At 67.4% G+C, this 14,016-nt stretch carries 8 protein-coding genes and 1 pseudogene; 4 read left to right on the top strand and 5 right to left on the bottom strand.

Annotated elements, in window-relative coordinates; genetic code table 11:
* Positions 1–789 precede the first annotated feature (789 nt).
* From AC3EUJ_RS31355 to AC3EUJ_RS31345, 3 genes are all read left to right on the top strand, one after another.
* Positions 790–5,370, top strand: coding sequence for an AAA domain-containing protein (locus tag AC3EUJ_RS31355; protein WP_431967337.1), 4,581 nt, complete (start codon positions 790–792; stop codon positions 5,368–5,370).
* Positions 5,367–6,224, top strand: a complete 858-nt coding sequence (locus AC3EUJ_RS31350; RefSeq protein ID WP_431967335.1) for a hypothetical protein — start codon at positions 5,367–5,369, stop codon at positions 6,222–6,224. Before AC3EUJ_RS31355 ends, AC3EUJ_RS31350 begins: the two co-directional genes overlap by 4 nt.
* A gap of 734 nt (positions 6,225–6,958) precedes the next feature.
* Entirely contained in the window at positions 6,959–7,615 is a 657-nt protein-coding gene (locus tag AC3EUJ_RS31345) for a sigma-70 family RNA polymerase sigma factor (RefSeq protein ID WP_431967333.1), read from the top strand.
* A gap of 225 nt (positions 7,616–7,840) precedes the next feature.
* Here the strand turns inward: AC3EUJ_RS31345 and AC3EUJ_RS31340 are convergent.
* Positions 7,841–7,975 (bottom strand): annotated as a pseudogene (locus AC3EUJ_RS31340) (IS5/IS1182 family transposase); the annotation flags it as partial.
* 59 nt (positions 7,976–8,034) lie between these two features.
* Between AC3EUJ_RS31340 and AC3EUJ_RS31335 the strand changes: the two are divergent.
* Positions 8,035–8,208, top strand: a complete 174-nt coding sequence (locus AC3EUJ_RS31335; RefSeq protein WP_431967331.1) for a DUF389 domain-containing protein — start codon at positions 8,035–8,037, stop codon at positions 8,206–8,208.
* A gap of 142 nt (positions 8,209–8,350) precedes the next feature.
* On the opposite strand, the gene AC3EUJ_RS31330 is transcribed toward AC3EUJ_RS31335, so the two are convergent.
* From AC3EUJ_RS31330 to AC3EUJ_RS31315, 4 genes are all read right to left on the bottom strand, one after another.
* Complete coding sequence (locus AC3EUJ_RS31330) at positions 8,351–9,358, bottom strand: aldo/keto reductase (protein ID WP_431967319.1); 1,008 nt, start codon at positions 9,356–9,358, stop codon at positions 8,351–8,353.
* 92 nt (positions 9,359–9,450) lie between these two features.
* Complete coding sequence (locus tag AC3EUJ_RS31325) at positions 9,451–10,362, bottom strand: SDR family NAD(P)-dependent oxidoreductase (protein WP_431967329.1); 912 nt, start codon at positions 10,360–10,362, stop codon at positions 9,451–9,453.
* Positions 10,363–10,957: 595 nt separating this feature from the next.
* On the bottom strand, positions 10,958–11,857 hold the full coding sequence (locus AC3EUJ_RS31320) for an SDR family oxidoreductase (protein WP_431967327.1): 900 nt from the start codon (positions 11,855–11,857) through the stop codon (positions 10,958–10,960).
* Positions 11,858–12,240: 383 nt separating this feature from the next.
* Positions 12,241–12,978: an SDR family oxidoreductase gene (locus tag AC3EUJ_RS31315; RefSeq protein ID WP_431967325.1), complete on the bottom strand. Its 738-nt coding sequence runs from the start codon at positions 12,976–12,978 to the stop codon at positions 12,241–12,243.
* Positions 12,979–14,016: the final 1,038 nt, after the last annotated feature.

The following is a 14,016-nucleotide window of genomic DNA, read 5'->3' as shown; positions in this document are numbered from 1 at the left end:
GCCCGCCGATCCGCACGACCACCCGAGACCCCAGCACCACAAGCCGGGATCACGCACGCCCGACGACAGTGCCAGAACGCCCCACGCACCCGAACCACCCCGGAACTCCAGGCCGGCGATCGCCAGGCAACCGCCTCCAGCACCGACGCCGTTCGGACAACACCTCGAACAGACCCCGGGAACGCCGAGATCCCGCCCGATCAATCAGATCGGACGGGATCACGTGAACTCTTCTTGAACCAACTCAAGAACAGTCGTGCTGTGGGCCGTTCACGAGTCTGGTTGACCTGCACCCATGCCTGCCATGCAGGGCACTCTTCCCGCAATCCGCAAGATCACTTCCCGCAACGGCATGCCCACGCCAAAACCTAGAGAAACGCACGGCTTGCTCGGCGCCGCCACCTTCAGCGCGTCCGACGAGTGGGAAGCAGACGCGGAGGGGCCTGCAGCCGGATCCGACACTGGCTGACCACCAGGCGCCCTGGCCCTGGCACCGGCCGCCCCGAAGGGCGGGCAACCGACTCTATGCGTCGTCGCCCTTCTGTCAGCGCCTCCTTTGGTGTGCGCGCTGCACAGTCGCCTACACCTGGCTTCCCGGTCTTGCCAGAGATAGCGCGGAAAGCTGCCCATGCGCCACCCCGCCCGCAGACACGACAGAGCTCCACCTGCTCAAGTGGTGGCGAAAACCAGTCATCACCGGCGCAATTCACGCCATTCTCAATTCAACAACTGCGGCACGGTCAGCCGGCCCCGACCCTGAAATGTTGGTCACCGACTGAGGGGAGAACGGTGAACGCGACCGGACGTCATGCAGGGCATCCCGAGGTCATCGCCTCGACAACGGGGCTGGTCAGCTTCCTGCGCGAGGTGGTGCAGAACGGGACGCAGCGATTGCGGGACTCGCGAGACAGGTCGCGGGAGTACTGGTGGCTGTCAGAGGTGCCGGAGGGCGTGCGGAGGCCGGCGGAGCGGCTGGACGGGGTGCTTTTCAGGCTTGACTACGTGCCGCCGGTTGCAGCGCCTGAGCTTCCAGAGGTCTTGGTCGGATGGGTTGATCCCGTGCGTCTTGCCGATCCCGAGGGGGGTGACCCGCCGCTGGCCGAGGAGGGGCCGGTGCGGGAACGGGTGCGGGATGAGTTCGGGCGCGCCATGTGGGAGGAACGGACCAGCGCACAGGTGGACGCGGGAGATGTCCTGCATGCGTACGGTGCCTGGCTGGCCCGATGGCGGCGCTGGGCGGAACGGGAGACCGGGGACCGTCCCAGGCGGGAACGTTATGAGGCGTTGTACGGCTGGCATCAGCAGTTGGCTCAGCACGACGACCAGCGTGAGCTGGTGCTTGCGGTCGGGCTGCTGTCGTGGGTGGATGCCCATGGGGAGGCCGTGTACCGCCACCTGGTCACGCGGCGGGTCGAGATCGCAGTGGAACGCCGCACGGCCAGGCTGACGGTTCGCCTTGCGCCGGACACTGCATTGCGGGTGGAGGACCAGGACTTCCTCGACAGTGACGACGGCTGGGATCCGGAGAGAGCCGCGGCAGTCGGCGAGGATCTGGCAGCGCGCTCGCCTCATCCGCTGAGTGAGGCGGTACTCGAGCACCTGGTCCAATGGCAAGAGCGGGCGCTGTCCCGGCCCGTCGCCTTCAGTGCGGAGTGGGCGCCTCCCACGGACATCGAGCCGGGAGCGCGCCTGACGTATGCCCCCGCGCTGGTACTGCGTCCTCGTGACCGGAACGCGCTGCTGCGTTGCTACGAACAGATTGCCGCCGGGCTTGCTACAGACGGACACGCGCCGCTGGGGCTTGCCCAACTGGTGATGACGTTGGATGACGACGACCGGAAGCGGTGGAGCAGCGTCCAAAACGCTCCCTTGCTGGGAGATGACCCGCTGTTCCCGCTGAAGACCAACGCCCAGCAGCGGTCGGTGCTGCACCGCCTGGAGCGCAGTTCGGGCGTCGTGGTCCAGGGTCCGCCGGGCACAGGCAAGACGCACACCATCGCCAATCTCGTAGCCGCGCTGCTGGCTCAGGGCAAACGCGTTCTGGTGACCAGCGCCCGCGACCAGCCGCTGACGGTGCTGCGCGACAAGCTTCCTCCGCATGTGCGGGACCTGTGCATCTTGATGCTCAGCTCCACGCGTCAGGACGGGGCCAGCGAGCTGGAGCGCACCATCAATGCGCTGACCGACCAGGTGGCCGTCAGTGATGTCTCACACCTGCAGGATGACATCGCCCGCCTGTCGACCCAGCGTGACGGGCTGCGGGCGAGGATCTCTTCACTGAGCGACCAGGTGGTCGAATTGCGGGAGGCTGAGATTCAGCCTCACGACGACGTGGCTGCGGGCTATTCCGGCACGCTCGCCGTCATCGTGGAGCAGGTGCAGCGTAATGCCGATCAGTTCGGCTGGATCGGTGCTCTTCCGGAAGGCTCGCGCACAGGACCGCCGCTGACCGGGCTGGAAGCACAAGAGTTGCTTGCGCTGCTACGTGAGGGGGCGCTGGAACCACGAGCGGACGGCTGGTTGCCTGCTCCGGGCGATGTGCCGTCCGTCGGTTTGGTCGCCGAGACACTTGCTGCCGGCAGCGTCGCCGATGGGGACCTTTCGGAGGCGACGGTAAGCATCAGGGACTCGCTGGCCCGGCTCACCGAGACGGTGACCGACGAGCTGGCTGTTCTCGTCGAGCAGTGCCGGACTGCGCTGCATCATCTGGGACTGCCGAGCTCGCCGACGGATTGGCCGGCTCACTCCTGGAGCGCGGCGGCACTCCAGGATCGCCTGGCGCGCAGGAAGGCATTCTTGTGGAAGCGTGTGGCGCAAGTGTCGGGGGAGCTCGATGTCGCCCGGCGCAGCCTGGATGCCGCCGGTATGCGCCATGTCTCAGTGCCGGCCGACGTGTCGCCCGAGGCCGCAGGGCGGATGGCGCAGTCGGCCCGTGACCTGCGTGCGTTTCTTGAACGCGGCGGCAGGCTCCGGTCCCGCTGGCCGGGCAAGGAGCAAAAGGCGGCGCACGACATCCTCACTCGCTGCACGGTCGATGGCCAGCCCCCTGCCGAAGAGAGCAGCCTTGACGCACTGATCGCACACCTCCAGGCCCACGCCACCGTCTCGATGGTCGTCGCGCGCTGGGAACAAGCAGGCGTGCGGCTCACCCCGGAGCCACCCGAGGTCGCCATCGCCATGCTGGCCGAGCACTACGAACATCTGTCCTTCGTCCGAGCATTCGGCGAGGGGCGGGAACGGATCGATGCCCTGCTGGTATCACACGGTGTGCACGTCCCGCTGACCACGCCGCAGCAATGGCTGGAGTTCTGCCAGGCGCTGGCGGCGCTGGCCGACCGTCGGGCCGCGGACGACGCACACAGGCGTCTCGATGCCTGGGAACAGCGACTCCGCGCACCCGTCGGGGACACGCCGCCCGCCGCCGAGGTGGTCGCCCTCGCCGGCGCCCTGAACAGCGCAGACGTCGAACAGTACGCGGCTCAGCTGCAGATCTTGGCCCGGGCACACGAACACGACGCCCGCTTCCGGCGCTGCTCCAGCCTCCTGGAGGCACTCAAACAGGCCCACCCCTCGCTTGCCATCCACCTCGGTGCCGACCCGTCAAGCCCGCACTGGGACACGCGCCTCGCGCTTCTGGGCGAGGCGTGGGCATGGGCCACCGCGGCTGGATTCGCGCGGCGCCGCCGAACCCCCGGACTGGAACAGCGCCTCGACGCCGAGTTGACCGAACACGAGCAGCGGCTTGAGCAGGTCACCGGCGAGCTGGCCGGCGCCCTGGGACGCCTGCACTGCCTGAACCGCATGACACAGGACCAGCGGTCCTCATTGCAGGCTTACCGCACGCACACCGCTTCCTACGGCCGCGGCAAGGGTCGTCGTGCCGCACACTTCAAGGCCGCAGCGCGCGAAGCGATGTCTGTCGCCATGGAGGCGGTACCCGCCTGGGTCATGCCGATCGGGCAGGTCGCCGAGATGGTCCGCATGCAGCGCGACACCTTCGACGTCATCATCGTCGACGAAGCCAGTCAGGCCGGCATGGAATCCCTCTTCCTCATGTGGCTCGCCCCACGGGTCATCGTGGTGGGCGACGACAAACAATGTGCCCCGTCGGTCACCAGCCTGGGCCGCCTCCAGGTGATCGAGGATCGTCTCACCGCGCACCTGCCGGAGATTCCCGTCCGGCTGCGGGAGCTGTACACCCCGCACACCAACCTCTACCAGTTGCTGTCCACGTTCTTCCCGCTGGTGATCCGACTCAACGAACACTTCCGCTCCATGCCCGAGATCATCTCCTGGTCCTCCCGGACCTTCTACGACGGCAAACTGATCCCGCTGCGACAGTTCGGCGGGGAGCGCCCCGAACCGCTGGTGACACACTTCGTCGACGAGGCACTGACCGAGGGTCGTGACGGCCGTTTGCGCAACCCCAAGGAAGCCCAGGCACTGGTCGACCATCTTGTGGGCATGGTGGAAGACCCCGCTTACCGTGGCATGACGATCGGTGTGATCGTGCTGCAGGGGCAAGGCCAGGTCCGGCTTCTGGACGACATGATCAAGCAGCGTATCGATGCACCCACCCGGGAACGGCACGCAATCCGAGTCGGCAATGCCGCGTCGTTCCAGGGCGACGAACGTCACGTCATCTTGCTGTCGATGGTGGTGACCAACCCGCCCCGGGTCGCGGGCGGACACCGCAGCGAACAGCAGGCCTACAACGTGGCCGCCAGCCGCGCGCAGGATCAGATGCACCTGTTCTACTCAGTTCCGCGAACCAAGCTCAAATCCAACGACCTGCGCCTGAATCTGCTCACCTTCATGGAGAACGCTCCCGCCGCCCTGGCGGCTGACGACGATCTCAAGACGGTCCTTCCCGACGTCCCCACCCCGCCCTTCGAGTCGCTGTTCGAGCAGCAGGTCTACCTGCACATCAAGAAGCGCGGCTACCACGTAGTCCCCCAGTTCCCCGCCGGCGACAAGCGCATCGACCTGGTGGTGATCGGCGCCCGCTCCCGGCTGGCCGTCGAATGCGACGGCGACCACTTCCACTCGACACCGGAGCAGATCCGGCACGACCAGAGAAGGGAGCGAGAGCTGCAACGCGTGGGCTGGGAGTTCTGGCGTGTCCGGGAAAGCGAGTTTCGCTTCGACCCGGAGGCGGCCCTCACAGGCCTGTGGACAGAACTGGACCGGAACAACATTCATCCAGCCACCTTCGGCCTCACGCCGAAGCCCTCCGGAACTGGTCAGGTCTGGACGCCCATGGACTTGCCAGAGGCCACCGACGACACAGACGACGATGTCGAGGGCATGGAGGACACAGCAGACGACATCGATCCGCCGGACACGACCTCGACAGAAGGCGCAGCATGACGCAGCACGGAACCGCGGCGGCTCTCGGCCAGCTGGACGCGAACACGCTTGAAGAGATCGCTCGCGTGATCTGCGGTGACGACAACCTCTACTACCGCAAGGGCTGGGAGATCTCCCGCTTCTTCATCAACGCTGGCTGGGAGGGGGTACCTGCCTTCGACGCCGAATTCCGCCGCGACTGGGCCAAGGAACGCCTCACGGAACGGCGCACCCAGCCCGCAGCCCTGGAGCAGGTTCTCCTCCGCCTCGCCGACCCACGCGAATACCTCGATGAGCCCAACCAACTACCCCAGGTGGTCAGCGCCCTCAACGCCTTCCTCGTCCACGAGGGGCTGCGACTGGACACCACGGGCGGCAGGCCCCGGCTGCAACTGTGCGATCCAGCCCTGGCCCAGCCCGGCCAGCACGCACCAGCGGAGTTCCGGGCCACCCTCACCGACATCATCCGCGATCCGGTGATGGCCCGGGTCCTGCAGCACCGGCTCGACGAAGCACAGACCTGCTACCACAACGGTGCGCACATCGCTGCCACCATCATGCTGGGCAGCCTCCTGGAAGGCGTCCTGCTGCAAGTCATCAAGGAACACGACACGACCCTGCTCGGCTCGACCCCACCAGACAAAGCCACGCTGGAAAAGCTCATCAATGCCTGCAACACCGCCCGGCTCATCGGCGCGGACATTGAACGCTTCTGCCATGAACTGCGCATCTACCGCAACTATGTCCACCCAGCAGCCGAAATCCGAGAAGCCCACGCTCCAGACCGCGACACCCTCAACGTCTGCTGGCAAGTTGTCGGCGCTGTACTCAACGATCTCAAAAGTTCCCACCCCGCGCCCCCGGCACCTGCCTGACCACACAGCACTCGAAGCCACAACCAGAGCTCCCCTCCCGTCGGCCCCCTCCGACGGGAGGGAGCGCCACTGCCTTCGGAAAAGGGGCGGCAGCCGGAAGGTCACAAGTCGGCCGTTCATGTTCGGCAGCGACGACAACAGCGGCTACGGAGGCGCGTGCCTTGGTCCTCGGAGCGTCGACCAGGGTCGGCGGGAATGGGCACGGAACCGGAATCGCCGAGTCTCACGGGCCCGGTCCTGGCAGCGAGCGGGGCAGCGCTGCTGCTGCAGACCTTGACCACCTTCGCGTGAGCAGCGTCCCGACCATCGAGCTCACCGCTGACAGGTGCGACGCAAGGGAATTTTTCTCAAGGTGGTCACGGGGTGGGCTACCCGGCTGGATTCGTGGGGTTACCCCTATGGTGTGTCGCGGGCGGGCCCCGCAGAAGTCCCAGGGGCTGCCTGACAGCTTCCCTGCCAGGGCAAACGCATCATGGGAGGCGAATCAGAGCGGCACCCCAGCTTCGCAACAGCGTCGTCCGCCTGAACAAGTGTCACCGTTCATCTCCGGAGTACGCCATGCCCACATCCGAACTGATACCCGACAGCCTCCCGTACCCCATGACACTCGCTGACACCGGGAGTGGCCGGCATCGCGGGCAAGCCGCACCGGAAGGCCTCAATGGCCTCGACGGCCCCGGTCAAGGCCGGCACCGCCGGCCCGATGGAGTCCTCCCTCCCACGGGGAAGCAGGCATGAGCGGAACCACCAGCACTGCCGGACGGCTCGGCTACGGTGAACTCACCGGGAAGACACATGTCAACATCGCCTGTCCACCCGGCGCCCCGGTGAGCGCCGGCAGTGCCAGGATGACTCCGACGGACCTCGTTGCACGCTTCGAGCGTCTGGCCATGCCACTCCTGGCACGAGTATATGCAGCAGCAGCGCACATGACTCCCGACCGATCGGCCGCGGAGACCTTGGTTCAGCAGACATATGTACGGGCTTACGAAGAGTTCGGGATGTGCACAGGAGTCAACCTGAAGGCCTGGCTATTGCGCCTTCTGGCCGATACGGCACGCGGAACCCACGACCGACGTCAGGACCCGCCGCACTCTGACCGCGAGAATGCACTATCGCGCCACCAACCGCCGGAACGGCGGCGCCCGGAGCTTCCCGCGGCCCGTGACCTTCTCCTCCTGCCCGACCGCAAAGTCGCCGAAGCGCTGCACCGCCTCCCACAGGACACAGCACTGGTCATGCACTTGGCCCACGCTGAGGAGTTCACCCCGCAGGAGATCGCCGAGATCCTGCGCATTCCCCAGGCCGTCGTGATATCCCGATTGCGCCATGGGCACCGACGCATCCTCCAACTGCTGACCGGCGCGGTCTCGGAAGCGTTGCCCCGGTGACAGTGACGCACCGGCTTCGGCGACGGCGCTCGTGAGCGCCCCCACAACCGTGAAGGGGCCCCCTCCCGCCCGTCCTCGTTGCCGCAACTTCTCAGCGCTCCCCGGCAGCATCCGCCTGCAGTCGCCGACGATGCCGCGGACGCCCAGCCCATCACGCGGACGAGCAACAGTGGCTTGTCACCAGCGCCGGGGACGGTCTTCATCCACGGTAATCACTGAGCTTTTTCAGCGTTGCTTCCCCAGGGTGAGGACGGCTTTGGCTGCTGACGACAGGCGGTTGGGGCTGCAGCGGGCGTGGCGGAAGATGCGCCAGCGCTTGAGGGTGGCCATGCCGCGTTCGACGGGATACCGAAGCCGGGCGTGCCTCCCGCCCACTCCCGGCTTCGCAGCGCCGTTCCCTCGACGACCTGGCAGAACTCGTGGACCTGTCCCCTCAGCGCAGCCAAGCAGTCAACTTCTGGCTGATGCTGGCGCTCTCCTCAATTGTCGCGACCGTGGGCATCATCGCTGACTCCACCCCCACGGCGATCAGCACGGTGATCACCGCGCCGCTCTCGACCCCAACCATGGGCATCGCACTCCAGTCGGTATGACAACGTCCCCTGGTACATCGGGCGCCAGCGGGGCATCCACGATGTCCTGGAGACGGGAGAGCCCTGGTTACGGAACTTCGGCTCCACAACCAGGGCTTGCCATCCGAGTGCGCTTCCGTCGCCCGGGACGGCCGCACGCTGGTCAGCGTTCGCTGTCGAGGGTGGCCATCATCGGGGCCGCGTACCGCTCGCCGGCCGCCGAGCCGGCGGGAATGGCCGCCTCGATCTCGTCCAGCGTCTCCCGGTCGAGCTTGAGGTCGTCGGCCCCGAGCGACTCCGCCAGACGCTCGCGGCGACGGGCACCGACCAGGGGCACGATGTCCTGCCCCTGGGCTGCCACCCAGGCGATGGCCACCTGACTGGTGACGGCGCCGAGCCGCTCCGCGACCCTGCTCAGTGCCTCGACCAAGCGCAGATTGGCCTCAAGGTTCTCGCCCTGGAAGCGCGGCGAGTGGGCACGGAAGTCACCGCCGCTCAGTTCGCGGGACGGCGACCAGTGGCCACTGAGCAGACCACGCGACAGGACCCCGTAGGCGGTCAGACCGATACCCAGCTCGCGCAGCACGGGGATGATGTTCTCCTCCGGGCCGCGCGAAAGCAGCGAGTACTCGATCTGAAGGTCGCTGATCGGGGCCACGGCCGCCGCACGGCGGATCGTGTCGGCGCCGAGCTCGGACAGCCCGATGTGACGGATGTAGCCAGCCTGGCGCATCTCCTCCAGGGCCCCGACCGTCTCCTCGACCGGTATCTGCGGGTTGAGGCGGGCAGGGCGATAGATGTCGAGGTAGTCGGTGCCCAGGCGGCGCAGGGAGTACGACAGACGGTCCTTCACCGCGGCTGGGGACACGTCGTAGGGCACCGGCTGGAAGCTGCCGTCGGGGGCGCGGCGCGAGCCGAACTTCACGCTCAGTACGACGTCCTCGCGGTTGCGCTCACGCAGCGCACGGGCGATGAGCATTTCGTTGGCGCCGGAGCCGTAGAAGTCACCGGTGTCGATGAGGTTGAGGCCGGCGTCGATCGCTGCGTGCAGGGTGGCGATGCTCTCGGCGTCGTCGGCGGGACCGTACAGATCCGACATTCCCATGGCGCCCAGGCCGATGGTGGACACCTCGGGGCCGTTGGCGCCCAGCTTGCGACGGCTGACGGGCATGGTGTTTCTCCTTCGTGATTCGTTACCGAAGTGCGGCACGGACGTGTATGGACGAAGCAATGCGAGATGCGTGCGGACGCGGTGCGTCCGGGTCACAGTCGGCCAAGCAGGTCGGTGACGCCCATGCGGCGGGCCAGCCGCAGCCGCAGTTCCTCAGCGGCGCCGTTGATGATCTCCGCGCCGTAGTCAGAGGCGTCGGCAACGGTGCGGCGGGGGCGCTGTCCAGCCGGAAGGCCGACCACCCGGACAATCTCGTCGGCGACAATCTGCGGGTCGGCACTGATGGCATTTATCATCATGCGTTCGGTGTCCTCACCCATGGAGGCGAGGAAGGGCGCGATCTTGTCGTAGGCGGCGGTGCGCTGGGTGTCAGCGGGGAAAGCGGCGTTGGCGAAGTGCGCCGTGCCATGGGTGAAGACGCCGGGCATCAGAATCGTGGTCTCGATGCCATAGGCGGAGACCTCCCAGGCGGTCGACTCCGCGAAGGCGTCGAATGCGGCCTTGGCCGCCGAGTACGGGGCGAGGAAGGGCGGGATGGCGCGGGTGGTGCCGGAACCGACCCACAAAAGCAGGCCCGACTCCTGGCGGCGCATCACAGGCAGGACGGCGCGGTTGACTCGCAAGGCGCCTACGGCGTTGACGTCGAAGGCGCGTATGACCTCCTCCGGGCTGAAAGCCTCGGTGACACCGACCAGCAGGTGGGCGGCGTTGTGAACGACCACGTCGAGGCCTCCGCCCTGCTGGACGATGTGCCCGACGGCGGCGGCCGCGGACTCCTCTGACAACACGTCGAGTTCGACGACGGCCAGCTCGCCGACCGCGCTCTTGGTCCGGTCCAGCAGATGCTGGGCCTTGTCGGAGTTGCGGCCCTGTGGGTCACGCATCGAGGCAAAGACGCGGTGGCCGGCCTGGGCCAGCGAGATGGAGGCGAGGGCGCCCATCCCGGTGCCCGCGCCGGTCACCAGCACGGTGCTCGGGGTGGTGTTCGCGGTCTCAGTGCTCATGATTTCTCCTGGATCGTGGCGTCGGCTCTTCCTCCGATAGGAGGAATCGCCGATCGCCGGTTCGCTACATCGACAGCGGTGAACACTGGTAACGAAATGTCGTTACCGTCGATCACATGAGTGCTCCATGCGCGGACTTCTCAACGAGGGTCGTACGGATGGGAGTCGCCGCCACATCGCCCACGGACCAGCCGGTCTCGGCGCAGGAGAGCCGGGCATACAACTTCGTCGGCGTCTGGAACCTGCACGTGGCCTTCCGGCTCCCTCTACCTGGCCCGCCCACCGGCTCCTGTGCGCCGGCTCTCGCCTAAACGCGGGTTATGCCCTCAAAGATGCTGCATTCTGGTGCGGCTGGTCACCCGGGCGGCCGAAGCCCGTCCGCTGCGGACGGGCTTCGGCCGCCGACGCGCGGCTGCCTTCAAAGCCCTGCTGGACGAGGACCGTGCGGACGAGACGGCAATGCCTACTGCTGGGCGTATGGCTGATCCGACTGACCGCACCGGCCGTCTCTGTCGTCCGCATGGTCCGAGAAGGGGCGTTATCAGGCGGAGCGGGCGTGTGCGTCGGCCCCTCGGTCCCGGATGCTGGAAGTCCTTTACGCGCTGGCCGGGTGGACGGTCAGCAGGTCGTCGAGGTCGATGCGGGTGAGGAACTCGCGGCGGATCCGGTCGGCGACGTTCGACACCTCTTCGGAGCCGTCGTTGGCCGGGTCGATGTGAACACGGTAGGGACGCTCGCCCGCGGGGAGCGCCACGATGCGGGCGATCTCGTCGGAGACCAGGGATGCCTCAGCGCCTTCGGGGGCCAAGGCCGCAAGCTTCTGGGCCACCTGCTCCATCAGGCCCGCGTACTTGGTCTCGTATTCCGCCTCGACGGCGCCGTCGGCCGGGTGGCCGGAGTGCGCGAAGTGATTGGTGCCGCTGGTGAAGGAGCCGGGGACGATGATCGACGTCTCGACCCCCCAGCGGGCCAGTTCGCCTGCGTAGGTCACCGCGAGTGAGTCCATCGCGGCCTTGGCCGCGAAGTACGGGCCGAGGTAGGGCGGGGTGCCGCCCTTGACGCTGGAGCTGGACACCCAGACGACCAGGCCCTGGCCGGCCTTGCGCAGATGGGGCAGGGCGGCACGGTTCAGGCGCTGGGTGGAGAGCACGTTGATGTCGAACAGCTGGTCCAGCTGCTCCGGGGTGAACGCCTCGGACGGGCCGGTGACCATGTGGCCGGCGTTGTGGATGAGGACGTCGATGCGACCATGCTCCTCGATCAACTGCTTGACCGCGGCATCGACGGAGTCCTGGAGGTTGACGTCCAGGTCGACCGCTCGCAGGTCGACTCCGTGCTCCTTGGCATAGTCGCGAGCAGCCTGCACCTGGGGCGCGTTACGCCCGGTGGTCTCGCGCATGCCTGCGTAGACGATGTTCCCCGTGTCGGCCAGGGCACGGGCGGTGAGGGCGCCGAAGCCGCTGGATGCGCCGGTGATGAGGACGATGTTGCTCATGGGTTCTCCTTGAACACGGTGTTGTTACTGTCGAACGGAAAGCGATGGACGCCCGGGGGGGGGCACCGGGCGTGCCTGTCGCCCGGCCGGTCATGGTTCTGCACACTTCCGGCAGCAGACGTTCATTGCCCGCGGTGGCACTCACGGGCCGAAAGGGGAGGCAGTGTTCATGGGACGGGGAGGCACTCGCTGTTGCGGCGATGAGCGAATGGCGGCTGGTGCCTGTTCTCGCAGCTGGCGCTGCTGTCCCGGTCACTGGACCGGTGGCGGCGTCGCACAGATCACTACCGGGTTGCTGCCCGAAGTCCTGGGCACCCGACGCAGGCACTGACTCCCGGCCGCTGCCGAAGCGCTGTCGACGTGAACAGCGCCATATGCGCTTGTCAGGCGATACCGCCGTTGGTGAAGATGACCTGCCCGTTGATCCAGCGGGCCGGCCCGGCAAGGAACGCCACGGCCTCGGCGATGTCTTCGGGAGTGCCGATCCGCTCCAGCGGCGCCGCCTTGGCGAGGTTGTCGAGGGCGGCCTGGTCCTTGCCCTCCAGGAACAGCGGGGTCGCGGTCGGGCCAGGGGCGACGGCGTTGACGGTGATGTCCTTGCCGCGCATCTCACGGGCCAGGACCAGGGTCATCGCGTCGACCGCGCCCTTGCTGGCCGCGTAGGCGCCGTAAGTGGGGAACTGGAGCCGGGTGAGGGACGAGGAGACGTTGATGATCGCCCCGCCGGAACGCACGCGTCGGGCCGCCTGCTGGGAGACGACGAAGGTGCCGCGGATGTTGGTGCGGTGCATACGGTCGAGGTCGTCCAGGTTCAGCGTGGCGATGGGTGACAGAAGCATGACACCTGCAGTGTTGACGACCACGTCGACCCGACCCAACTCCGCCTCGGTGACGTCGAAAGCCGCCGCCATCGCCACCTCGTCAGCGACGTCAGCGGCCACGGCGACGGCCTGACCACCCGCCGCCTTGATGGCGTCGACCGCCTCGTCGGCCTTGACCTTGTTGCCTGCATAGTGCACGGCGACGGCGAACCCGTCCTGGACGAGACGGTTCGTGATGGCCCGGCCGATGCCTCCGGTGGCGCCGGTGATCAGTGCAACGCGAGAGGTCGTGTTCGTCATGATGACCAGTCCTTGGATGAGAGTGGTACGCGGATGGACAAGTGGATGCGCCGGTCGCCGGGAGCATCCGGAAACGCGGTACCCAAGACCGGCGGACGATTGTTCATCTCCCCTCGGCGCAAGGAGAGCCGCGAGCGGGGAGTCTGACGTTGCCGGCTTGGCGCGGCGAACCACTTCGAGGTCTGCCTCTCCGTGTCTCGGCGCACCATCAAGTCTTCCGCGGGCGCCGACGAGGGACCATGTGGCGGGCCGGACACCTGACGTCTGGGCTACCCGGCGGGAATGTAGGGCCAACCCCCACCCAGGTGAATGGAGTGCCCCGACCGGCGGGGCGCGTGGAGGGAGTACCCGGTAGATCGGGGCGTCCGGCCACAACCAGTTGCTGACATCGGCTACGAGGACGATCCGCCTGGCCGGGCGCGGCAACGGGTTGGAGGCGGGTGAGGCGACCGCCTATCTGACCAACCCCAGGCACCCATGGCCGACCGCACCGTATACCGGCCCGGCCCGCAGCAACGAGACCCGAGCCCCTTCTCATGCCGGGAAGCTCGAGGCCCGGCGCCCGCCCGCGCTAAGACCACGATGCGGTGAGGAACAGAACGACGACCTCCATCCCCGACCCCGCAGATGAACCAAACCGTTTGGACGTGACGGTCGCCCTCCGGGAGTCGCTGGCAACCGGCACACGCTCCAGGTGTGCCGCGGGCGGGCCGTGAACGGCCCGCCCGCACCTGTGTGAACGCGACATCGTGCGCCAGCGCAGGCCGAAGGCCCGGTTCACGGTCTGGGTGACCGCGTAACCCGCGGAGTCGTGCGCACGTGCACGCAGCGAGACGAACCGCGCCTGCTTCGGGGCGGACAGCTTGAAGCGGCCGTCGTGCCCGCAGGCGGTCTTCCGCCAGGTGTGTCCGTCGTCGTAGGACACCTCCAGCGAGACGGCCGAGAGGGTGCCCGTGCCGCCCGGAAGGTGGGAGGCCGTGACGGACAGCGTGCTCCTGCGGACGGCCCTGCCGTCGGCGTCCGTGGCCGAGCTTCCCC

This window comes from Actinacidiphila sp. bgisy160 (assembly GCF_057707815.1).
This window is presented reverse-complemented; position numbering and strand designations above follow the sequence as displayed.

Bases quoted from the DNA above. Each gene is read 5' to 3' on its own strand.
- AC3EUJ_RS31330 (WP_431967319.1), bottom strand. From the start codon at position 9,358: ATGCCCGTCAGCCGTCGCAAGCTGGGCGCCAACGGCCCCGAGGTGTCC.
- AC3EUJ_RS31345 (WP_431967333.1), top strand. From the start codon at position 6,959: ATGAGCGGAACCACCAGCACTGCCGGACGGCTCGGCTACGGTGAACTC.
- AC3EUJ_RS31350 (WP_431967335.1), top strand. From the start codon at position 5,367: ATGACGCAGCACGGAACCGCGGCGGCTCTCGGCCAGCTGGACGCGAAC.
- AC3EUJ_RS31320 (WP_431967327.1), bottom strand. From the start codon at position 11,857: ATGAGCAACATCGTCCTCATCACCGGCGCATCCAGCGGCTTCGGCGCC.
- AC3EUJ_RS31315 (WP_431967325.1), bottom strand. From the start codon at position 12,978: ATGACGAACACGACCTCTCGCGTTGCACTGATCACCGGCGCCACCGGA.
- AC3EUJ_RS31325 (WP_431967329.1), bottom strand. From the start codon at position 10,362: ATGAGCACTGAGACCGCGAACACCACCCCGAGCACCGTGCTGGTGACC.